We start from the raw sequence: 21,578 nt of genomic DNA on the forward strand, positions 1-21,578 counted from the left end.
GTACCTGCCTCGCGGGCGATCGTCACCATCTTTTCCGTGCGGGCCGCGCGGAAAGCCGCCCGCCGCTCAAGTACCGAGGCCTGCTCAGGGATCGAGGTCGTCGGCCGCCCGCTCGGTGAAGATCCGCGCCGCCTCCGCGGTGACGGGCCCCGGCACGCCCGGCAGCGGCCGGTCGTCCAGCCGGTGGACGGCCTGGACGTCCCGGGTGGTGGAGGTCAGGAAGATCTCTTCCGCCCGTTCCAGTACGCCGAAGGGCAGATCGGTCTCCTTCGCCCCCACCCAGTCGAGCACAAGCTGCCGCGTGATGCCCGCGAGGCAGCCGGAAGCCAGCGGCGGGGTGTGCAACTCCCCGTCCAGGACCACGAAGACATTGGACCCGGTGCCCTCGCACAGCCGCCCGACCGTGTTGCCGAACAGCGCCTCGCTCGCGCCGTGCTCCCGCGCCCGGGCGAGCGCCACGACGTTCTCGCCGTACGAGGTGGTCTTCAGTCCGGCCAGCGCCCCGCGCTCGTTGCGGGTCCACGGGACGGTGACCACCGCCGTCGTATCGGGCCGCCGCTCGGTCTCGACGAACGCGACGACCAGGGTGGGTCCCGCCGTGCCCCGGTCGGAGCCGAGCGGTGAGACCCCTCCCGTGTAGGTGATCCGCAGCCGCCCGAGCGGCGCCGGGCCGGCTTGCAGCACCGCCTCGCAGCCCCGCCGCACCTCGTCCAGGTCCGGTTCCGGCAGCCCGAGGCCGCGGGCCGAGCCGGCCAGCCGGTGCAGATGGCGGGTGAGCGCGAAAGCGCGTCCGTCGACCGCCTTGACCGTCTCGAAGACGCCGTCGCCGACCGTCAGCCCATGGTCGAAGACGGACACCTGTGCGCTGCCGGCCTCGCGCAGCGAACCGTCGAGCCAGATGGCAAGCGTCATCGTGCGGTGCCTCCCGTCGGCTGGTACGCCCCCGACGCTACCTTGAGCAGCCGGGCGGCCTTGAGTTCGGTTTCGTCCCATTCGCGCTCGGGATCGGAGCCCCAGGTGATGCCCGCCCCGGTGCCGAAGCGCAGCGCGGGGCCACCGGCGGCCGTACGGTCGATCCAGAAGGTGCGGATTCCCACCGCCAGCTCACCGGTGCCGCGGTCGGCGTCCACCCAGCCGATGCCTCCGCAGTACGGGCCGCGGGGCGCCGTCTCCAGCTCCTCGATGACGCGCAGCGCGCTGGACTTGGGCGCCCCGGTGACGGACCCGGGCGGAAAGGCCGCCGCGAACAGCTCCGGCCAGCCCGCGCCGGCCGCCAGCTCGCCGCGCACGGTGGAGACGAGGTGGACCAGACCGGGGTGCGGCTCGACCGCGCAGAGCGCGGGGACGGTCACCGTCCCGGTGGCGCAGACCCGTCCCAGGTCGTTGCGGACCAGGTCCACGATCATCACGTTCTCGGCGTGGTCCTTGTCCAGCAGGTCCGCCACCTCGCGCCCGGTGCCCTTGATCGGGCCGGATTCGAGGACCCGCCCATCCCGCCGCAGAAAGAGCTCGGGCGAGGCCGTGGCGACCTCCACGCCATGGGCGGGAAGGCGGACGGTGCCGGCGTACGGGGCGGGGTTGCCCAGAGCCAGCAGCGCGCTCAGCTCGTCCACGTCGGCGCGGTCGGGGTCGGGCAGCGGCGCGGACAGCACCCGGCACAGGTTCGCCTGGTACACCTCGCCCGCCGCTATGTACCGCCGGATGCGCCGTACACCCTCGATGTAGGCGGCGCGGTCCAGCGATGTGGTCCAGTCCGCGGGGGCGGGACCGGCCCAGCGGCCGGGCGTCGGGGCCGGTACGGGCTCGGGCCGTACGTCCGCGAAGCGGGCGCAGACCAGACCGCCTTCGAAGTCAGCGACCACCGCCCAGAAGCCCTCGGAGTCCAGGGCCGCGGGGTCGCTGGTCACATCGCGCAGATCGGTGGCGACGAGGCCGCTGAAGCGGGCCAGAGGGGGCAGCTCGTACACGGTTGCGAGTCTATGGCGGGCGCCTCACCGGTGTGGCGGGAGGGCATGCCGACCGCGGGCTACTGCGGCACGCTGCGGAAACGGAGGGAGCACGGTGCGCAAACGGAATTTGAGCTGGCCCCGGAATCCGCTAGAGTTCAACACGTCGCCGGGACGCGGAAGCGCCCCGGAGAAACGACACCTGCGGACGTGGCTCAGTTGGTAGAGCATCACCTTGCCAAGGTGAGGGTCGCGAGTTCGAATCTCGTCGTCCGCTCGGAGTGGGGGTTTCGGCCCCTGCGTCTGGTGGAGTGGCCGAGAGGCGAGGCAACGGCCTGCAAAGCCGTCTACACGGGTTCAAATCCCGTCTCCACCTCGGACGATTAGCTCAGCGGGAGAGCGCTTCCCTGACACGGAAGAGGTCACTGGTTCAATCCCAGTATCGTCCACTCGGGCCTTCACGGGCCCACTCGCGCGATTAGCTCAGCGGGAGAGCGCTTCCCTGACACGGAAGAGGTCACTGGTTCAATCCCAGTATCGCGCACACTGTGGCTCTGCGATCTTCGTCGCGGATCCCCAGGACGATTAGCTCAGCGGGAGAGCGCTTCCCTGACACGGAAGAGGTCACTGGTTCAATCCCAGTATCGTCCACATGATCGGCCGAGGGCCGGGGCATCTCGCCCCGGCCCTCAGTCGTGTGCGCTCAGGAAGAGAAGAGCATGCGCCCGAAGCTGCGGTGCTGCTTGTGGTGCCCGTGGTGACCGTGCTGCGGGGCACCCCAGGCGGGGGCGGGGGCGGCCGGGTACGCCTGAGCGGCCGGCGGCGCCGGAGGTGCGGGCGGAGCCTGCGTGGACCACTGCGACTCGAGCCGGGTCAGCGCCTCCAGCTCCCCGTAGTCCAGGAAGATCCCCCGGCAGCCGCTGCACTGCTCTATCTGGACACCATTGCGGTTGTACGTGTGCATCGGTGCACCGCACTTGGGACACTGCATGGTCCGCTCAACTCCTCAGCTTTCAGACAAAAGCGCTGCCGGAACGGCCGTCCGGCGGCGTTGACTTCACCCTACGCTCCGGCAAGCCGCGCGATGCGCAGACAGGCCTCCACCATCGACTCCTCCGCCTCGTCCAACGGACGCCCCTCCCGCGCCGCCTTGGCGAGCGCCAGCGCGGAGATCTGCACGGTCAGGGCGCGGGCAGGCACGTCCAGCCGCGCCCACGGGTCCTCTTGACACTCCCGTACGGCCGGGCCGCCCGCCGCGCGGTACGCCCCCAGGAAGCGCCCCCAGTCGTCCGGGGCGAGCAGCCCGGCGGCGAACCAGGCGGCAGGGCGGGCGAGATCCCACGCGGGGTCGCCGAGGCCGAGGTCGTCGACGTCGATGAGCAGCCAGCGGGCGGCGGGGTTGGAGGGTTCGGCTGACCTCACCAACTGGCCCAGGTGGAGATCGCCATGGCACAGCGCACCACCCTGCGGCGCCGCCCCTTCACCCCGCGCCCAGCCCGGCAGCGCGCCCCACGCCCGCAGCACCGCCTCCACGACCGCCTCCGCTCCGGCCCCCGCGCGCCGCAGCCGGGCGACGGCGCGGGCGGCCTTGGCCGGCCCGCGCATCGGCGGCAGCGGGCCGGGCAGCGCAGCGGGCTCCACGGAGTGCAGCCGCGCCAGCAGCGCCCCGGCCTCCGCCCACGGCGCGGCCTCCGGGTGCTCGGGCGACACCGGCTCCCCGTACGGCCACAGGGTCACCGCCCGCCCACCGGGCAGCGCCTCGGGCCCGCCCAGCGGCGGGAGCAGAATGCCGGTACACCTCGGATGCCCGGCCACCCGCACCCTGACGGACAGCTCATCCGGGTCCGTGTCGGGGGCGTGCGCCTTCGCGACGACCGAACCATGGCGTATGACGGTGGCGTCGCGGCGGTCCGCCAGCACGATCGGCTCGCCGACGGGTCCGTGATGCGGCGCGGACCGGCTGCGGACGACGTCGACCAGCTGCGGGACGACGTCCTCCCGTACGGTTCCGCTCACGGCTTCCCATCTCGTATAGCGCGGTAGCCCCTCCGAGCTGGATCCTAGGTCAGGCCGTATCCGCACTTTGCCGGGGCATAGCCCCCAAACGGCGCGATGCCCGGACAGCTCCCCAGCTGTCCGGGCACTCGTGCCGTCCGCCGCACCCCCGTCCCCACGGGGCTGATGACGGGATGTCCCCGCCCGGGCCGCTCTCCCGGGCCTGGGGCGCTCAGCGCCCCAGTATTCCCGCCACGGACGACGCCTGTGTGACGACGGCCTCCCAGCCGCCGAACACGATGGCCAGGAGAGCGGCCAGTGGCAGCGCCATCGCCGCCGCGGCCAAGGGGTGACGCGTGCCGGACCGCTGGCCGCCGAACACCTCCGCCGCGCGGTGTCCGCGCGCTCGGGTGGCCGTCCCTCCAGCCGGGTCCACCATCGTCTCTCTCCTGTCACATCTGGGGCGGCGAGCGTCTGACCTCGGGGGACGAGTGCTGCGCCCGCCGCTTGACCTCAACATTAGGCGCGGGGACCGGGCACGGCGTCATGCCTTCGTATCGATGCCGGGCCTCCCGGAGGATGACGTCCTACGCGGGCGACTACTCCCCTGGGTGGAGACTCGGCGTCAGGACTTGGGGTCTTCCCTGAGGGGGCTCTCCTCGCGCTCCCCGTCGTCGATCCGCGGCACCGGCTGCTCGACCAGCGCCAGCACCCTGGTGGCCATGAAGCGGGCGGTGCGCACCACCGAGCCGCTCCGGGTGACTTCGCTCACTTCCACCACGCCTCGGCGCACCGCCGTCTCCACCCGACGGCCCGCCCGGCTCGCCACCACTTCATAGGTCCGAGTCGTGTCGCCGGCGTCCACGACTATCTCCACACGATCACCCTTCACGGGCTCAATCCCCCTTCTGCGACGGTCCCTTGAGATCTCGCATCGCGGACCGGAGCGCGGATTGCCGCGATTCCGCCCCACTTCTCCAAGGATTCCACCCACCACTGACAATCCATCTGCCGACGCATGCGCGGCCTCTCAGCGCGCCGGGCCGTCAATCCGTAAGCTGTGCACGTCAGACGGCGGCAGCGGATGGGGCCTCCCGGCCAGGGGTACTGGGAACGGGCCTACCCACCGGAGGTAGGGGACGGACATGGCGATGATGCGGCTCCGGCGCGAGGACCCGCGTGTCGTCGGCTCCTTCCGGCTTCACCGGCGGCTCGGCGCGGGCGGCATGGGGGTGGTCTACCTCGGCTCCGACCGGCGCGGGCAGCGCGTGGCGCTGAAGGTGATCCGGCCGGATCTGGCCGAGGACCGCGAGTTCAGATCCCGGTTCGCCCGCGAGGTCTCGGCCGCGCGGCGGATCCGCGGGGGCTGCACGGCGCGGCTGGTGGCCGCCGACCTGGAGGCCGACCGGCCGTGGTTCGCCACGCAGTACGTGCCCGGGCCGTCCCTGCACGACAAGGTGAACGAGGAGGGCCCGCTGCCCGCCGCGCAGGTCGCCGCCATCGGGTCGGCGCTTGCCGAGGGCCTGTTGGCGGTGCACGAGGCGGGCGTGGTGCACCGGGACCTCAAGCCGTCGAACATCCTCCTGTCGCCCAAGGGCCCGCGGATCATCGACTTCGGCATCGCCTGGGCGACCGGGGCCAGCACGCTGACTCACGTCGGCACGGCCGTCGGCTCCCCCGGCTTCCTCGCGCCCGAGCAGGTGCGCGGGGCGACGGTGACCCCCGCGACCGACGTCTTCGCGCTGGGCGCGACGCTCGCGTATTCCTCGATGGCGGACTCCCCGTTCGGGCAGGGGAGTTCCGAGGTGATGCTCTACCGCGTGGTGCACGAGGAGCCGCAGTTGGCCGGGGTGCCGGACGCCCTGGCGCCGCTGCTCCACGCGTGTCTCGCGAAGGACCCCGAGGACCGGCCGAGCACGCTCCAGCTGTCCCTGCGCCTGAAGGAGATCGCGGCGCGGGAGACGCACGGACACGGGGAGCACTCCGGCCTCGGTGGGCACGGGGGGCTCGGCGCCGGTGGGTCCGGGCAGTCCGACGGGCACCACTCCGGAGGTCACCATCCGGGTGGCCAGCATCCGGGAGGCCACGCGTCCGGCGGGAACCACCCCGGGCCGCGGCAGCCGTCGGAGCGGCTGAGCGGCCGACGCGCCGACGAGTACGCACGGCAGCGCACAGAGCGACGTCCCGGTAGTACTCCTGCCCCCGCACCCCGCTCCCAGGCTCCGCGCGCCTCTTCGCCGCGGCCGGGGCCGGGGCCCGGCACGGGGGGCCGTTCCGCCGGGTCCGCCGGTTCCACCGGTTCCGCCGGGTCCGCCGGGTCCACGGGCCGTAACTCCGGCGCCCGCCCGACCCCCGCGCGCCCCTCGGGGCGCAACGGCGCGCGGCCGCCCGTCCGTACGGTCCGTACGCCGCGGAACGGACGCCGGCCCGTCGGGCCGGACCGTCGGCTGATGCGCCAGCGGCTGATCGTCTTCGTTGTGGTGACGCTGCTGGTCGCGCTGGGCATCGCGGCGGCCCAGGGCTGTGAGGGGCCGCCCTATGGGCTGGGGGCGCCGCCGCCCGCGCCTACGGCGCCGGCCCAGGGTGCCGCGCCACCGCTGTTCGGCTGACGGTGTGCGGGTGCCGTCCCGCGGCTCCCCCTCAGTCCTGCGGGCGGCCCGCCGTGACCGCGTAGAAGGCGACCGCCGCCGCCGCGCCCACGTTGAGCGAGTCGACACCGTGCGCCATGGGGATGCGCACCCATTCGTCCGCGGCCATAAGGGCCTGCACGGAGAGCCCGTCCCCCTCCGCGCCCAGCATCAGCGCGACGCGCTCGATGCGGTGGGGGGCGGCGTCGTCGATGGAGGTGGCCTTCTCGTCGGGTGTGAGGGCGAGGATCTTGAAGCCGGTGTGCCGGACCGCCTCCAGACCGCGGGGCCAGGCCTCCAGGCGTGCGTACGGGACAGAGAAGACCGCGCCCATGGAGACCTTGACGGAGCGGCGGTACAGCGGATCGGCGCAGTCCGGCGAGAGCAGCACCGCGTCCATGCCGAGCGCCGCCGCGCTGCGGAAGATCGCGCCGATATTGGTGTGATCGTTGACCGACTCCATGATCGCCACGCGCCGGGTGCCCTCCAGGAGCTGCTCCGCCTCGGGCAGCGGCTTGCGCTGCATGGAGGCGAGGGCGCCCCGGTGGACGTGGTAGCCGGTCACGCGTTCGGCGAGATCGGGGCTGACCGCGTAGACCGGCGCCGGGACGTCTTCGATGACGTCCCGCATGACGTCGACCCACTTCGCCGACAGCAGCATGGAACGCATCTCGTAACCGGCCTGTCTGGCCCGCCGGATGACCTTCTCGCCCTCGGCGATGAACAGGCCCTCGGCGGGCTCGCGCCTGCGCCGCAGCTCCACATCGGTCAGACCCGTGTAGTCACGCAGCCGCGGGTCGTCGGGGTCATCGACGGTGATGAGATCAGCCACAGGGTGATACTGCCTTGTCCTGGAGGTCGTGCCAATGACGCCGACGGGATGCGTTACCGATGGTTACCCGAGGCGAGGGCGGTGACCTCGCCGATCACCACGACCGCGGGCGGCCGCACCCCCTCGGCCGCGACCCGTTCCGCCACCGTGGCCAGGGTCGCGTCGACGCGCCGCTGGGCGGCGGTCGTGCCTTCCTGGACGACGGCGACCGGGGTCCCCGCGTCCCGGCCGTGCTCGATGAGCGTGGCGGAGATGGGCCCTATCTTCTCGACGGCCATCAGCAGGACCAGCGTGCCACGGAGCTTCGCCAGCGCCGCCCAGTCCACGAGCGAGCTGGGGTCGTCGGGCGCGACATGCCCGCTGACCACCGTGAACTCATGAGCGACGCCGCGGTGCGTCACCGGGATCCCGGCCACGGCCGGCACGCTGATCGCGCTGGTGACGCCCGGCACGACGGTATACGGGATGCCCGCCTCGGCGAGCGCGTGGGCTTCTTCCATGCCGCGCCCGAAGACGAAGGAGTCGCCGCCCTTGAGACGGACCACCGCCTTGCCGGCCTTCGCGTGCTCGATCAGCGCGTTGTTGATCGCTTCCTGGGCCATGAAGCGGCCGTAGGGGATCTTCGCCGCGTCGATCACCTCGACGTGTGGCGGGAGTTCGTCGAGCAGATCGCGAGGCCCCAGGCGGTCGGCCACGACCACGTCCGCCTCGGCGAGCAGACGACGGCCGCGCACCGTGATCAGGTCCGGGTCGCCGGGGCCGCCGCCGACCAGCGCGACGTGGGGCCCGCGGGCGCGGTGCCGGGGCGCGGCGAGGGTGCCGTCGCGCAGCCCCTCGACGACGGCGTCCCGCACGGCGGCGGAGCGGCGCGGGTCGCGGCCGGTGAGCACGGCGACGGTGACGCCCTCGCTGCGCCCCGTGGCCGGGGTCCAGGCGGTGGACGCCTCGGCGTCATCGCTGCGTACGCACCACACCCGGCGGGCCTCGGCCTCCGCCGACGCGGCGGCGTTGGCCTCCGGGTCGTCGGTGGTGATCAGGGCGTACCAGGCGCCCTCGAAGTCGCCGTCCTGGTACGTGCGGCGCTCCCAGCGCACCTCGCCGGCCTCGGCCATCGCCTCGACTGAGGCCGTGGCGGACGGCGAGATCAGCACGATGTCCGCGCCCGCCCCGATCAGCGCCGGCAGCCGACGCTGGGCGACCTGGCCGGCCCCGAGGACGACGACCCGACGCCCGGACAGGCGCAGCCCCACAGGGTATGCAAAGTTCTCGGACATGGCGATGCGGCTCTCCTCGTGCGAATGCGCTGCCGCTGCGGCGCTGGAGCGGCTGATCGGCTGCTGACCGGCTGCTGATCGGCTGATCGGGGCTGATCGGCTGTGGGATGTGCCCCCGCGCACACTTTACGTGGCGGGGGCGGACATCAGCTCTTCTCCGTGACTCCGGCGGAATCGAAGGTCGCCACCTCGTGCATGGCCCGGGCGGCGCTCTGCACCACCGGCAGGGCCAGCAGCGCGCCCGTCCCTTCCCCCAGACGCAGATCGAGGTCGACCAGCGGCCGCAGTCCCAGCTTGTTCAGTGCGGCCACATGTCCCGGCTCGGCGCTGCGGTGCCCGGCGATGCAGGCGGCCAGCACCTCGGGCGCGATGGCCCGGGCGACCAGCGCCGCCGCGCCCGCGCTCACCCCGTCCAGGATGACGGGGGTACGCAGGGACGCGCCGCCCAGCAGCAGCCCGGCGATGGCGGCGTGCTCCAGGCCGCCGAGCGCGGAGAGGACACCGATGGGGTCGGCCGGATCGGGCTGGTGCAGCTCCAGACCGCGCCGTACGACATCGATCTTGCGGGCGTGCATCTCGTCGTTGATGCCGGTGCCGCGCCCGGTGACCTCGGCCGGGTCCGCGTCGGTGTAGACGGAGATCAGAGCGGCCGACACGGTGGTGTTGGCGATGCCCATCTCGCCCGTGAGCAGCGCCTTGTTCCCGGCGGCCACCAGGTCGCGCGCCGTCTCGATGCCCACCTCGATGGCGCGCAGCACCTCCTCGCGGGTCAGCGCGGGGCCGACGGTGAAGTCGCCGGTGCCCGCCCGCACCTTGCGCGGCAGCAGCCCCGGGGTGCTGGGCAGCTCGCTCGCCACGCCCACGTCCACGACACACACCTCGGCGCCCACCTGGCTCGCGAAGGCGTTGCAGACCGCCCCGCCGCCCAGGAAGTTGGCGACCATCTGGCCGGTGACCTCCTGCGGCCAGGCGGTGACGCCCTGCGCGTGCACCCCGTGGTCGCCGGCGAAGATCGCGACCGCGGCGGGCTCGGGGATCGGCGGCGGGCACTTCCGCGACAGTCCGCTCAGCTGCGCCGAGATGATCTCCAGCATGCCCAGCGCGCCGGACGGCTTCGTCATGCGCTTCTGCCGCTCCCACGCCTCGCCGAGCGCCTTCGCGTCCAGCGGACGGATGCCCCGGAGGGTCTCCTGAAGCAGGTTCGCCGGGTCCTCGCCGGGCAGCGCGCGCCGCCCGTACGCCTCCTCGTGCACGACCCACGACAGCGGGCGGCGCTTGGACCACCCCGTCTTCATCAACTCCGGCTCCTCGGGGAACTCGTCGACGTACCCGACGCACAGATACGCCACGACCTCCAGATGCTCGGGCAGCCCGAGCGCACGCACCATCTCGCGCTCGTCGAAGAAACTGACCCAGCCGACACCGAGCCCCTCGGCCCGCGCGGCGAGCCACAGATTCTCCACGGCGAGCGCGGAGGAGTACGGCGCCATCTGCGGCTGGGTGTGCCGGCCGAGAGTGTGCCGGCCGCCACGGGTCGGGTCGGCGGTCACCACGATGTTGACCGGGGTCTCGAGGATCGCCTCGACCTTGAGCTGCTTGAACTGCTTGGCCCGCCCCTTGGGGAGCGACTTGGCGTACGCGTCGCGCTGGCGCGTGGCCAGCTCGTGCATGGTGCGGCGGGTCTCTTCGGAGCGGATGACGACGAAGTCCCACGGCTGGGACTGCCCGACGCTGGGCGCGGTGTGCGCGGCCTCGAGCACGCGCAGCAGCACCTCGTGCGGGATGGGGTCGGAGCGGAAGCCGTTGCGGATGTCACGACGGTCGCGGATGACCCGGTGGACGGCGGCGCGCTCGGCCTCCGCGTAGCCCTCGGCTGCGGGGGCGGCTTGGGGGGTGCGCTCGGGGGGTGCGGCTTGCGAGGTTGCGGCTTCGGGCCCGGCGGTTTCGGGAGCTCCGGTTTCGGGGGCAGGCGCGGCAACCGGTTCGGTCGCGGCCGCGTCGGCGGTTGCCGCCTGGCCCGCGGCTTCAGGGGTTGGAGGCGCTTCGCCGACGGACGCCTCGGCGCCCTCGGCGTCCGGGGCAGTGGGCGTCGCGTCGGTAGCGGACTCGTCGGTCGCGGGCGCGTTGCCGGTGCCACCGTCGGCGGCGGGCGCGGCGTCGACCAGTTCGGTGGCGGACGCGTCGGTCGCGGGCCCTTCACCGGCAGTCGGCGCGGCGGCCGAGTCGTCAGCCGAGGTCTCAGCGAGCGCGGCGGCAGCCGCTTGGGCAGCGGGATCCGTCGCCTCGGCGGGGGCTGCCTCCTGAGGCGCGGCATCGGGTGCCTGCGATTCGGCCGCAGCGGCGACGGCAGGCGCGTCCGGCGTTGCGGTCGCCGGGGCCGGGGCCGCGTCGGTCGTCGCGTCGGCGGCGTTGCCTGCGCCGGGCTCGGCGCCCGCTGACGCGGCAACAGGCTCGTCAGCCGTGGGCGTGGCGGTGGCCGTGTCACCCGCAGGGGCGGCGGCTTCCCCATCCGGCACGTCAGCAGCCGCGGGCGATACACCGGACGCGACGGCAGCGTTGCCATCCGACGCGTCTCCCTCGGCCACAGCAGGAACGGCGCCAGAGTCCCCGCCGGCTACGTCGCCAGCCGACACACCGGCAGGCGCAACAACGGCAGCACCGCCACCCGGCACGCCCCCCTCAGCCACAGCTGGAGCGGCGGCAGAGTCCCCATCGGGCACGTCAGTCGGCGGCACAGCGGTCACGCCCTCCGCCGCGTCCGTGACCGCACCGTCGGCGGCGTCCTCGTCGGCCGCAGCGGCAGACTCGGCTCCGGCTGCGTCACCTACAGCCCCCGCACCGGAACCGGCGGCCGCAGGCTCGGCCGTGGCCGCATCACCGCCCGGCACTTCGGCCACGGCGGCCGACTCCTCCCCGTCTGCCTCAATCGGGCCACCAGCCAACGCCGTAGCGGCAGGCGCATCAGCCGTCGGCGCGGCCATGGCGGCGTCGCCGCCCTGTGCATCGGCCGCAGGCCCGGCAGTGGCCGCATCACCGCCCGGCACTTCGGCCACGGCGGCCGACTCCTCCCCGTCTGCCTCAATCGGGCCACCAGCCGACGCCGTAGCGGCAGGCGCATCAGCCGTCAGCGCGGCCATGGCGGCGTCGCCGCCCTGTGCATCGGCCGCAGGCCCGGCAGTGGCCGCATCACCGCCCGGCACTTCGGCCACGGCGGCCGACTCCTCCCCGTCTGCCTCAATCGGGCCACCGGCCAACGCCGTAGCGGCAGGCGCATCAGCCGTCAGCGCGGCCGTGACGGCGTCGCCGCCCTGTGCATCGGCCGCAGGCCCGGCAGTCGCATCCCCAGCCGACACCGCAGCACCGGCAGGCGCGGCATCAGCGGCAGTTTCCACGACGGCGGCAGCGTCGCCACCCGGCGCGCCCCCCTCAGCCACGGCCGCACCGGCGGCAGGGTCCTCATCAGCTACGTCGCCAGCCAACGCGGCGGCAGGCGCGGCACCGGACGCGGCAGCAGTTGCCGCAGCGGTAGCAGCGGGACCACCCTGCGCATCCCCTCCGGCCGCAGCCGCAGCCTCAGCGGCAGCAGAGTCCTCGCCGGGCACGTCAGCCGTCGGCGCATCGGCGCCCGCGCCGCCGGGCGCCGGGGCAGACACGGCTCCAGCTACATCATCAGACGACGCGGTAGCCGCAGACCCCACGCCGGAACCGGCGGCCGCAGGCGCGGCAGTCGTCGGCGGGGCGCTCGCGGCGTCCGCAGAAGCATCGCCATCAGCAGCGGACTCGGCTGCCGCGGCGTTGCCAGCCACCGCGGCGACCGCAGGCGAAGCCGCAGCCGCGTCAGCCGTCGGCGCGGCGGTCGCGCCATCCCCAACCGACGCATCGACAACCGCGCCCTCGGCCACGGCAGAGGCGTCTTCTCCGGGCGCAACAGCAGGCTCAGCGCCCGCGGGCGCCCCAGCGTCTACGCCGGGCGCGGCGACAGCCGCAGACCCGGCCGAGGCCGTGGCGGCAGGCTCCGCGCCGGACTCATCAGCCTCAGGCTCGGCAGTCGCCCCCTCCCCGACCGACGCATCTGCGACCGCGCCCTCGGCCGAAGTCGCAGCGGCGGCCCCAGCCGCGTCACCAGACGACGCCGTGGCAGCAGACTCCGCGCCGGACGCGTCAACCGAAGGTGCAGCGGGCGCGCCCTCGGCCACAGCCCCGGGCTCGGGCCCGGCTGCGCCCGCTGAGCCATCAGCCGGCGCGGGTGTGGCCGCGCTCCCATCCGACGGATCGCCAACTGCCGCGGGCGGTGCGGCAACAGCCGCCTCAGCCGCCCCCCGACTCTGCGTCCGCTGTCCCTGCTGGCCCTGGCCCCGTGCGGCACGGCGCCGCGAGGCCCGTCCCTGCGGGGTCGGCGCCGCAGGCGCCTCCGGCGTGGCGGCCGGGCCGGCGACGGGCTCGGCCGGAGCCTCGCCCGCTGTGGACGCGCCTTGCGCGGCGGGCCGACCCCGGGCCGCGCGGCGGCGGGCGGCGCGCCCCTGCGTGGCTTGCGTCGCGGGAGCCTCCGGCGCGGCGGCGGCCGTAGCCTCCGCGGCCGCCTCCACCGCCTCCTGAGGCTGCTCGGGCTGGGCCTGCGCGGGGTCGTCGGGCGAGGGGGCCTCAGCGACTATGGCGTGGCCCGGGGCCACGAGTACGGGCTGCGGGGCGGGCTCGGCCGGGGCCGCGGCGCCGTCCGCCTGGGCCGGGATGGTGATGCCCGGCGACGGCTGCGCCGATGGCTCGGCCTGCGGGGGGCTCTGGGCCGGGATGCCCGCCACGGGGCCCGTGAAGCCCTCCGCGGCGGCTCCCGGCGCGGTGTCCGCGCCGGGGGCGTACTCCGGGTCCTGCTGCGGCGGGACCGCGTCCGGGTGGACCTGCGCGGGAATGCCGACGGCCTGGTCCACGCCCTGGAATTCGGCCACCGCGGGGATGGCCTCGGCGACGGCGGCCTGCTCCGCCGCGGGCTCGGCGAACTGCTGCGGCTCGTACGGGCCCGGCTCTTGAAGCTCCTCGGCGGGGTCGGCCACATCCTCCGCCGCGGGCACGGCCTGCGGAGCCTGGGCGTCCCAGGGGCTGCCGGGCTGCGGGCCGGGGAGCGGTCCGGCGTCGTCGTGGGGCGGATCGATGTACTGGGGTCCGGCGGCGAGCGGCTCGGCCTGGCGGTCGGGCGCGACGTGGGTGGGGGTGGGGGCGGGGGCAGGAACTCCGGCCGGGCCGCGGTCGGCGAGGGAACGCACGACGCCGTTGGTCGGGTCGGGCACCGGCGGGCCCATGTGCAGCGGGCGCCGCGGCGGGGCGGGGACGGCGTGGGCGAGCGGCCTGGGCGACGGGGTGGTGGTCTGGGCAGGGGCGGAGTAGGCGGAAGCAGCCTGGGCGGGCGTCAGCTGAGCAGGCGCGGGCTGAGCGGGCACGGGCTGGGGTTCGGGCGGCCGTACGTCCCCGTACTCGGCCGATCCCACGTCCACGTACTCAGCCGATCCCGCGTCCTCGTACTCTGCCGATACGGCGTCCCCGTACTCGGCCGATCCCACGTCCACGTACTCAGCCGATCCCGCGTCCTCGTACTCTGCCGATACGGCGTCCTGGTGCTCGGCCTGGCCCGCGTTCCCGTACTCGGCCGCCTGGCCCGCGTCCACGTACTCGGCCGATCCCGAGTCTCCGTACTCAGCCGGTCCCGTGTCCCCGAACTCGGCGGGCCTCGCGTCCACGTACTCGGCCTGTCCCGCGTTCTCGTACTCAGCCGGTCCCGCGTCCACGTACTCGACCGGTCCCGCGTCGTAGCCCCCGCCCGGGACCTGGGCATAGGTCCCGCCGGGCATCTGGTCATAGGGCCCGCCCGGTCCCTGGTCATAGGGCTCGGCCTGCCCCTGGCCGTACGGTCCGGCCTGCGCCGGGGCATAGCCCTGGGCCGGCACCGCGTCGTAGCCCGCCGTTTCGTACCCGCCGGGCAGGTGGGTCATGGGCTGCTGGTACGGGGCCTGCGGGGGCTGGTACTGCGGCTGGTGCTCGCTCCACGCGCCCTGCGCGCCGGGCATGAGGAGCAGGTCGTCCTCCTCGCCTCCGGCGTCGTGCGGGTCGAGGAAGGTGTACGCGGACTGCGGCTGCTCGATGAAGCCGGCGTCGGCAGGGGGGGTGTGGACATCCGCGGGATGCGGCTGTCCGAGTCGTCCGCCTGCGTTCTCCGGCAGCCCCTCGCCCGGGACCTGGCCGGTGTCGGTCATGCGTACCCCTCGCCCATCGCTAGTGCTCCTTCCAACCGCCTACCGCCTAGAGCAAGCCTCAGAGGCAAGAACGAGCGCACGCGGTGCGCGGCACGTAGCACGCCCGAGGCATTGCCAACCGCGGCCCGCCAAGAGGGGAGCGCATTCCGGCCATTGGCCGATAAAGCGCCGAACGCCGGGCAGCGGCACAGGCAGTACAACGATCCGCCAGCCTACCTCGGGCGCCGCCCGGCGACGCTCATAGGGGCGAGGGTCGGGGCGAACGTCACAGGGCGAAAATCACAGGTGCGGGCGGTGACCGCACACCAGGAAGGCGACCGCCCGCTCACGTTCGGCCCACACCCTGGTGTCCAGCTCCACCGACTGCACGAGGGCGCATTCGACCGCGTAGCCGCCGTCCTCCAGCGCCCGGCAGACGGCTTCCGCCTCGTCCCGTGTCGCGGCATGTGTGACGATCCGCTCGGGGCGGCGGTCGGCGCACGCGGCGACGACGGCGGGGCCTCCGGCGCCGATGCGCACCACGTCCGGCTCGGGCAGGTCTTCGAGGACCTGCGGCGCGGTGCCGTGGACGACCTGGAGCTGTACACCGAAGCGGCGGGCGAGGGCGGCCGCGCGCCCGCAGGCGTCCGGGTCGCGGTCCACGGCGATGACGGCGGCGCCGAAGCCGGCCGTCTCCACCGCCGCCGCGCCACTGCCCACGCCGATGTCCCAGACCAGGTCGCCGACGCGAGGGCCGAGGCGGGCCAGTTGGGCGGCGCGCAGCTGGGAGGACTCGCTGTCGCCGAGGACGGTCGCGTAGGCGGCGGCGGGCAGCGCCCAGCCGCGTACGGCGCCCGGGTAGCCCGGCTCGCGGCCGGCAAGCCACCCTCCGCCCTGAAGTGCGCCGCGCGCGGCGCCCGCGGCCGGGGCGCTGCGCGCCGTGGCAGCGCCGGAGCCGCCGATGACGATGACGACGTTGGGGTCGCGCCAGGTGTGGTCGACGGCCTTGTCCGAGGTCAGCACGGTGACCCGTTCGTGCCGGGTGCCCAGGGCCTCGCAGATGACGAAGGTGCGGTGCACCGGGCCGAGCAGCAGTGCGAGTTCGGCGGGGCCGGCGCCGGGCGAGGTGAGCACGGCGACCTTGGGGTGGGCGCGGCAGACGTTGACGGCGCGGCGCAGGTCGCGGCTGTGGGCAACGACGACCTGGGCGTCGTCCCAGGGCATCCCGGCCCGGGCGAAGGCGGCGGCGACGGAGGAGACCGCGGGGACGACCTCGACCTCCAGGCCGTGCTCGGGCGCGCGCAGGGCGCGTACGACGCCGAAGTATCCGGGGTCGCCGTCGGCCAGGACCACGGCGGAGCCGCGGTGCTGGGCGATACGGCGGGCAGCGAGGTCCACGCTGCCGAGCCTGATCCGCTCGGCGCCCGGCGGGACTTCGGGCAGCGCCAGGTGGTGGGCGGCGCCGGCCACGAGGGTGGCCGCGCCGAGAGCGGAGCGGGCCACGTCCGTGAGCGGGGAGCCGTCCCAACCGATCACCGTGACGCGGTCGGCCATCGTCGTGTGTCTCCCAGGGTGTCGCGGGCGGGCGGCGGGTGGCCGCGGAGATGGGTGGCGCCGGTGCGCTCGCCACGGCGCGGGGGCGCACGGTACTGCTCGGGCGAGGTGCTCGGGCGAGGTGCTCCTGCTCAGTGCTCGGGCGCGGTGCTCGGGCCTGGAGAGATTATCCCGCCTGGTCCGGACCTCCGGACGCAGGGCGCGTGCGCCCGGGGGCGGGCGGCGCGGACGAGCGGCGTGGGGCGTGAGGTCGGGGCGCGCCGGGGCCCGGGTGCGCCGAGGCCGGGGCGGGCCGAGGCCGGGGCGGGCCAGAGGCGAGGCGTGGGTTCGGGGCACGCCAGAGGCCAGGCGCGCCCGGGGCGGGGCGCGCCGGGGCGGTCAGTTCCAGTCGGAGTACGTGGGGTAGGCGCTGAAGCCGTCCGTGTCCGTCATCGGGTCGCCGTGCACGCCGTCGAGGTCTTCGGGCAGCAGGCTCCACACGATGAGGTCGGTGCGCACGTCGATCCAGCCGCCGTCCTCCGTCTGGGCGCGCGCTATCCAGGCGTGGCGCAAAACGCCCTCGCTGATGCAGCCGATCTTCTGGGCGACCTGCTGGGAAGCGGTGTTGTCGGCGGCGGTGCGCAGCTCGAGCCGTTCGAACTTCTGGTCCTGGAAGAGCCAGCGGGCGACGGCCAGCACGGATTCCGACGCGTAGCCCTCGCCGCGCGCCCAGGGGGCGGTGACATAGCCGACCTCGGTGGCCAGCACGCGCCAGTCGGTGTCGCGCAGGTGCACGATGCCGACGAGTCGCTGGGTGAGGAACTCGGCGACGGCGAAGACGATGCCACGGCCCTCGGTGCGCTCGGCGGGCGCCATGCGCAGCGCCCATTCGCGGGCGTCCCGGGTGGTGTAGGGGTGGGGCATCGAGGTCCAGGCGGTGACGAGTTCGTCGTTCATCATCTCCGTGAGCGCGGGCACGTCCGCTTCCTCGAACGGGCGCAGCACCAGCCGTTCCGTGCTGATGGAGATGTCCGGGAAGGTGGATGTCATGCGCCGCTCCATAACCGGGGGTCCAAGGTTTCGGGAAGAGCCCAGCATGCAGCATCGCCTGAGAGAAATGCAGCACGGGGTGGCCAAGCGGAAGGCTCCGTATCCATTTGTGGCGTTCGGATACGGAGCCTTCACGGGGTGTCGGCTAACCCCCGGTGACCGGAAGCACCGACCCCTTGTACTTCTCTTGGATGAATTTACGCACTTCGGGCGAGGTGAGGAGCTTGGCCAGTTTCTTCACCCGCGGGTCGTCCTCATTGCCCTTCTTCACGGCGAGGACGTTGGCGTATTCGTTTCCCTTCACCGACTCCAGCAGCACCGAGTCCTTCGCCGGGTCGAGTCCGGCGTCGAGCGCGTAATTGCTGTTGATGACGGCCAGGTCGACATCGTCGAGAGAGCGCGGCAGCTGGGCCGGCTCCAGCTCCTTGAAGGTGAGCTTCTTCGGGTTGGCGATGATATCGGCGGGGCTCGCGGTCACCCCCGCGTCCTTCTTCAGCTCGATGAGCCCCTTGGCGGCGAGCAGTTTGAGGGCGCGTCCCTCGTTGGTGGTTTCGTTGGGCACCGCGACGGTCGCCCCGGCCTTGAGGCCGGAGACGTCCTTGATGTGCTTGGAGTAGGCACCCATGGGGGGCAGATAGGCGTCCACCACGGACACCAGGTCGGTGCCCTTCGTCTTGTTGAAGTTCTCCAGGAATGGGACGTTCTGGTACAGGTTGGCGTCCAGCGAGCCTTCCTGGAGGGCGGTGTTCGGCAGGACGTAGTCGGTGAACTCCTTGACCTCGAGCTTGAGGCCTTCCTTCTCCGCCAGGTTCTTCTTGATGTAGTCCAGCACCTCGCCCGCCGGGACGGCGGTGGCCCCGACGACGAGCGTGTCGTCGTCCGAGCCGCCGCCGGAGCCCGCGCCGCACGCGGTCAGCCCGAGGGCGAGTGCGGCGGCGGCGAGAGGGACCGCGATCTTGCGCATGGTGTGGTTTCCTCCGGGGTCACGCAGTCCGGGTCCGTGGTCAGAACGAGGCGATGACGGAGCCGTCGTACTTGTCCTTGATGAACTTCTTCACCTCGGGGGAGGTGAGGAGCTTCGCGAGCTTCTTGACGCGCGGGTCGTCCTCGTTGCCCTTCTTCACGGCGAGGAAATTGCCGTACGGGTTGTTCTTGGGCGACTCCAGGACGAGGGCGTCCTTGGCGGGCTTGAGGTCGGCCTCGATGGCGTAGTTGCCGTTGATGACCGCGGCGTCCACGTCGTCCAGGGAGCGCGGCAGCTGCGCGGCCTCCAGCTCCTTGAACTTCAGGCCCTTGGGGTTGTCGGCGATGTCCTTGGGGGTGGCCTCGTTGCCGACGCCGCTCTTGAGCTTGATGACGCCGTTGGCGTCCAGGAGCTTGAGCGCGCGGGCCTCGTTGACGGTGTCGTTGGGGATCGCCACGGTCCCGCCGCTCTTGAGCTCTTCGGCCTTCTTCACCTTGTGCGAGTACAGGCCGAGCGGCTCCAGGTGGACCGTGACGACGGGCACGATGTGGGTGCCCTTCTTCTTATTGAAGTCGTCGAGGAACGGCTGGTTCTGGAAGTAGTTGGCGTCCACCGACCCGTCTTCGGTCGCCGTGTTGGGCGTGTTGTAGTCGGTGAACTCCTTGACCTCGAGCTTGAGGCCGGCCTTCTCGGCGAGATTGTCCTTGATGTAGTTCAGGATCTCGGCGTGCGGGACGGGGCTCGCGGCGACGACGAGCGCGCCGTTCTTGTCGCCGGAGCCGGAGTCCGAGCCGCAGGCGGCGAGGCCCAGGGTGAGGGCGCCGGCGGTGAGGGCGATGGCGAGGGTCTTTGTGGTGTTACGCACGAAAAGTGCCTTTCTTTTTGGGCGTACGAGACCGCTGCGGGTGCGGGACGCTCTGAGGTGAGGAGTGCTGAGGGAAGTCGAACGAGAGGGCCGGGAGGGGCTGGGAGGGGGCCGGGGCTCAGGGGACCTCGGGGGCTTCGGCGACCTTGGTCACCGGGCCGGGCTCCGCGGCCCGCCTCGGGGCGCGCGCCGGCCGCAGCCGCGAGGTGGCCGAGGAGCGGCCGCGATGCGACAGGGCGCGGGCGGCGAAGTCACCGGCGAACTGGATGATGGCGATCACCACCGCGAGGATCGCCACGGTGATCCACATCAGCTCGGTCTCGAAGCGCTGGTAGCCGTAGCGGATGGCGAGGTCGCCCAGGCCGCCGGCGCCGACCGTGCCGGCCATCGCCGAGTAGCCGATGAGCGCGACGATCGTGGTGGTGGCGCTGGAGATCAGCGAGGGCAGCGCCTCGGGCAGCAGCACCTTGCGTACGACGGTCCAGGTGGAACCGCCCATCGACTGCACCGCCTCGACGAGCCCGCCGTCCACCTCGCGCACCGAGGTCTCCACGAGCCGGGCGAAGAAGGGGATGGCGCCGATCGCCAGCGGCACGATCGCGGCCTCGGGGCCGATCGTGGTGCCCACGATCCAGCGGGTGAAGGAGATCAGCGCGACCATGAGGATGATGAACGGCATGGAGCGGCCGATGTTCACGATCTGGCCGACGAGCTTGTTCACCACGACGTTCTGGAGCACCCCGCCTCGGTCGGTGAGCACCAGCAGCACCCCGAGGGGCAGTCCGCCGACGACCGCGATCAGGGCCGACCAGCCGACCATGTAGAGCGTGTCCCAACAGGCCTGCTCCAGCAGGGGCTGCATCTCGGACCAGGTCACTTGGCACCTTCCTTGGTCAGCTTGACGTCATCCGCCCCGCGGAGCGTCGCCTCGGCGCCGCTCGCCACCTCGATCTGCAGCCCCTGCTCGCGCAGGAACCCGATCGGCACGACGTTCTCCTCGAACGGACCGGGCAGTTCGATCCGCATCCGGCCGACCTGCCGACCGCCGACGGTGTCCATGGCGGCGCCGAGGATCGAGATGTCGATGTTGTAGGTGCGCGCCAGCTGGGAGATGACCGGCTTGGTCGCGGCCTCACCGTGAAACGTGACGTCCACCACGGTCCGGGCGGTGCCCGGCAGTTCCCCGCCGACCGGGAAGAGCTCCCGCGCCAGCTCGGAGCCGGGCGTGGCGAGCAGATCGGCGACCGTGCCGGACTCCACGATCCGCCCGCCGCGCATCAGCGCGGCCGAATCGCAGATGGACTTGACGACGTCCATCTCATGGGTGATCAGCAGCACGGTCAGTCCGAGCTGCCGGTTCAGGTCGCGCAGCAGTTGGAGGATCGAGCGGGTGGTCTCCGGGTCGAGGGCGGAGGTCGCCTCGTCCGAGAGCAGCACCTTGGGGTCGCCGGCCAGCGCCCGGGCGATGCCGACGCGCTGCTTCTGGCCACCGGACAGCTGTGCCGGGTACGCCTTCGCCTTGTCGTCGAGGCCGACCAGGTCCAGCAGCTCCAGGGCCTTGCGGGTGCGCTCCTTGCCGGACACGCCGAGGATCTCCAGCGGCAGCTCGACGTTGTCCCGGACGGTGCGCGAGGAGAGCAGGTTGAAGTGCTGGAAGACCATCCCGATCCCGGTGCGGGCCTTGCGCAGCGCCGAGCCGGCCCTCGGTCCGCGTCCGGCGAGCGCGGTGAGGTCCTGGCCGGCCACGGTGACCGTGCCGGAGGTGGGGCGCTCCAGGAGGTTCACACAGCGGATGAGGGTGGACTTGCCGGCGCCGCTCTGTCCGACGACGCCGTACACCTCACCCTCGCGGACGTGGAGGTCGACGCCGTCGAGGGCGGTGACCTCTCGGCCTCGTGAGCGGTAGACCTTGGTCAGGCCTGTCGTGGTGATCACAGGGGTTTCCATCACTGTTGAGTGCACGGCGGATGGTGCCGCCGTGCACGGTTCGTTCATTGCGGAACGCGGCGTGGAATGCCCGAGGCGCACGCGAGCGCGGGCGCGGCTTCGGGGTCCGGTGACGCGGGGCGGCGCGGTCCGGCACGGATCGGTGCGGACGCGGCTCAGCTCAGCGGGTCTCGCTTCGGGGCGCGAGGCTCAGGCAGGGGCCCTCAGCGGTCACACATTCGACACATACAGCGAGCACCGGGCGTCTGGATCGCCTCGGTCGCGGTGGCGCGGCTGCTCGTCGTGGTCATGGGCGTAAGTAAAGCAGACACATGTACGGGCCGA

At 73.1% G+C, this 21,578-nt stretch carries 16 protein-coding genes and 5 tRNA genes; 6 read left to right on the top strand and 15 right to left on the bottom strand.

Translation table 11 applies throughout. The annotated features are described in order from the left end of the window. Window positions 1-84 precede the first annotated feature (84 nt). Together ACWY4P_RS10415 and ACWY4P_RS10420 are read right to left on the bottom strand one after the other, a co-directional pair. On the bottom strand, window positions 85-912 hold the full coding sequence (locus ACWY4P_RS10415; protein ID WP_456210061.1) for an aminotransferase class IV: 828 nt from the start codon (window positions 910-912) through the stop codon (window positions 85-87). Next, on the bottom strand, window positions 909-1,967 hold the full coding sequence (locus ACWY4P_RS10420; RefSeq protein WP_456210062.1) for a chorismate-binding protein: 1,059 nt from the start codon (window positions 1,965-1,967) through the stop codon (window positions 909-911). The genes ACWY4P_RS10415 and ACWY4P_RS10420 overlap by 4 nt, the downstream gene beginning before the upstream one ends. Before the next feature lie 183 nt (window positions 1,968-2,150). On the opposite strand from ACWY4P_RS10420, the gene ACWY4P_RS10425 reads away from it, so the two are divergent. The 5 genes from ACWY4P_RS10425 to ACWY4P_RS10445 all read left to right on the top strand — a co-directional run bounded on the left by ACWY4P_RS10425 (window position 2,151) and on the right by ACWY4P_RS10445 (window position 2,597). Next, window positions 2,151-2,223: transfer RNA gene (locus ACWY4P_RS10425), tRNA-Gly, on the top strand. A 28-nt stretch (window positions 2,224-2,251) separates the two neighbouring features. Continuing rightward, a tRNA-Cys gene (locus ACWY4P_RS10430) sits at window positions 2,252-2,322 on the top strand. Between the two features lies 1 nt (window position 2,323). Continuing rightward, window positions 2,324-2,395 (top strand) — tRNA-Val (locus ACWY4P_RS10435). 23 nt (window positions 2,396-2,418) lie between these two features. Beyond that, window positions 2,419-2,490 (top strand) — tRNA-Val (locus tag ACWY4P_RS10440). Between the two features lie 35 nt (window positions 2,491-2,525). Then, window positions 2,526-2,597, top strand: a tRNA-Val gene (locus ACWY4P_RS10445). 52 nt (window positions 2,598-2,649) lie between these two features. Here ACWY4P_RS10445 and ACWY4P_RS10450 read toward each other — a convergent pair. The 4 genes from ACWY4P_RS10450 to ACWY4P_RS10465 all read right to left on the bottom strand — a co-directional run bounded on the left by ACWY4P_RS10450 (window position 2,650) and on the right by ACWY4P_RS10465 (window position 4,833). Beyond that, complete coding sequence (locus ACWY4P_RS10450; protein ID WP_358644162.1) at window positions 2,650-2,937, bottom strand: TFIIB-type zinc ribbon-containing protein; 288 nt, start codon at window positions 2,935-2,937, stop codon at window positions 2,650-2,652. 71 nt (window positions 2,938-3,008) lie between these two features. Then, entirely contained in the window at window positions 3,009-3,962 is a 954-nt protein-coding gene (locus tag ACWY4P_RS10455; protein ID WP_456210063.1) for a phosphotransferase family protein, read from the bottom strand. A gap of 211 nt (window positions 3,963-4,173) precedes the next feature. After that, window positions 4,174-4,380: a hypothetical protein gene (locus tag ACWY4P_RS10460; protein WP_456210064.1), complete on the bottom strand. Its 207-nt coding sequence runs from the start codon at window positions 4,378-4,380 to the stop codon at window positions 4,174-4,176. A 186-nt stretch (window positions 4,381-4,566) separates the two neighbouring features. Continuing rightward, on the bottom strand, window positions 4,567-4,833 hold the full coding sequence (locus ACWY4P_RS10465; protein ID WP_456210065.1) for a hypothetical protein: 267 nt from the start codon (window positions 4,831-4,833) through the stop codon (window positions 4,567-4,569). A gap of 253 nt (window positions 4,834-5,086) precedes the next feature. On the opposite strand from ACWY4P_RS10465, the gene ACWY4P_RS10470 reads away from it, so the two are divergent. After that, complete coding sequence (locus tag ACWY4P_RS10470; protein ID WP_456210066.1) at window positions 5,087-6,550, top strand: serine/threonine-protein kinase; 1,464 nt, start codon at window positions 5,087-5,089, stop codon at window positions 6,548-6,550. 31 nt (window positions 6,551-6,581) lie between these two features. On the opposite strand, the gene ACWY4P_RS10475 is transcribed toward ACWY4P_RS10470, so the two are convergent. The 9 genes from ACWY4P_RS10475 to ACWY4P_RS10515 form a co-directional block, all read right to left on the bottom strand. Then, complete coding sequence (locus tag ACWY4P_RS10475; protein WP_456210067.1) at window positions 6,582-7,400, bottom strand: TrmH family RNA methyltransferase; 819 nt, start codon at window positions 7,398-7,400, stop codon at window positions 6,582-6,584. Between the two features lie 53 nt (window positions 7,401-7,453). Beyond that, window positions 7,454-8,674: a uroporphyrinogen-III C-methyltransferase gene (cobA, locus tag ACWY4P_RS10480; RefSeq protein WP_456210068.1), complete on the bottom strand. Its 1,221-nt coding sequence runs from the start codon at window positions 8,672-8,674 to the stop codon at window positions 7,454-7,456. Window positions 8,675-8,820: 146 nt separating this feature from the next. After that, window positions 8,821-14,916, bottom strand: coding sequence for a nicotinate-nucleotide--dimethylbenzimidazole phosphoribosyltransferase (gene cobT, locus ACWY4P_RS10485; RefSeq protein ID WP_456210069.1), 6,096 nt, complete (start codon window positions 14,914-14,916; stop codon window positions 8,821-8,823). A gap of 279 nt (window positions 14,917-15,195) precedes the next feature. Then, entirely contained in the window at window positions 15,196-16,449 is a 1,254-nt protein-coding gene (gene cbiE / locus ACWY4P_RS10490) for a precorrin-6y C5,15-methyltransferase (decarboxylating) subunit CbiE (protein ID WP_456210070.1), read from the bottom strand. 378 nt (window positions 16,450-16,827) lie between these two features. Beyond that, window positions 16,828-17,478 carry a GNAT family N-acetyltransferase gene (locus ACWY4P_RS10495; protein WP_456210071.1) on the bottom strand — a complete coding sequence of 217 codons (651 nt, stop codon included), beginning with the start codon at window positions 17,476-17,478 and terminating at the stop codon, window positions 16,828-16,830. Between the two features lie 145 nt (window positions 17,479-17,623). Further along, window positions 17,624-18,442, bottom strand: a complete 819-nt coding sequence (locus ACWY4P_RS10500) for a MetQ/NlpA family ABC transporter substrate-binding protein (RefSeq protein ID WP_456210072.1) — start codon at window positions 18,440-18,442, stop codon at window positions 17,624-17,626. A gap of 40 nt (window positions 18,443-18,482) precedes the next feature. Beyond that, window positions 18,483-19,307, bottom strand: coding sequence for a MetQ/NlpA family ABC transporter substrate-binding protein (locus tag ACWY4P_RS10505; protein ID WP_456210073.1), 825 nt, complete (start codon window positions 19,305-19,307; stop codon window positions 18,483-18,485). A gap of 118 nt (window positions 19,308-19,425) precedes the next feature. Further along, window positions 19,426-20,184, bottom strand: a complete 759-nt coding sequence (locus ACWY4P_RS10510; protein ID WP_456210074.1) for a methionine ABC transporter permease — start codon at window positions 20,182-20,184, stop codon at window positions 19,426-19,428. After that, a complete protein-coding gene (locus tag ACWY4P_RS10515) occupies window positions 20,181-21,242 on the bottom strand; it encodes a methionine ABC transporter ATP-binding protein (protein WP_456210075.1) in 1,062 nt (353 codons plus the stop codon). The genes ACWY4P_RS10510 and ACWY4P_RS10515 overlap by 4 nt, the downstream gene beginning before the upstream one ends. Window positions 21,243-21,578 lie beyond the last annotated feature (336 nt).

Source organism: Streptomyces sp. LZ34 (genome assembly GCF_053890475.1).

Bases quoted from the DNA above. Each gene is read 5' to 3' on its own strand.
- ACWY4P_RS10450 (WP_358644162.1), bottom strand. From the start codon at position 2,937: ATGCAGTGTCCCAAGTGCGGTGCACCGATGCACACGTACAACCGCAAT.
- cobT (WP_456210069.1), bottom strand. From the start codon at position 14,916: ATGACCGACACCGGCCAGGTCCCGGGCGAGGGGCTGCCGGAGAACGCA.
- ACWY4P_RS10495 (WP_456210071.1), bottom strand. From the start codon at position 17,478: ATGACATCCACCTTCCCGGACATCTCCATCAGCACGGAACGGCTGGTG.
- ACWY4P_RS10460 (WP_456210064.1), bottom strand. From the start codon at position 4,380: ATGGTGGACCCGGCTGGAGGGACGGCCACCCGAGCGCGCGGACACCGC.
- ACWY4P_RS10470 (WP_456210066.1), top strand. From the start codon at position 5,087: ATGGCGATGATGCGGCTCCGGCGCGAGGACCCGCGTGTCGTCGGCTCC.
- cbiE (WP_456210070.1), bottom strand. From the start codon at position 16,449: ATGGCCGACCGCGTCACGGTGATCGGTTGGGACGGCTCCCCGCTCACG.
- ACWY4P_RS10500 (WP_456210072.1), bottom strand. From the start codon at position 18,442: ATGCGCAAGATCGCGGTCCCTCTCGCCGCCGCCGCACTCGCCCTCGGG.
- ACWY4P_RS10415 (WP_456210061.1), bottom strand. From the start codon at position 912: ATGACGCTTGCCATCTGGCTCGACGGTTCGCTGCGCGAGGCCGGCAGC.
- cobA (WP_456210068.1), bottom strand. From the start codon at position 8,674: ATGTCCGAGAACTTTGCATACCCTGTGGGGCTGCGCCTGTCCGGGCGT.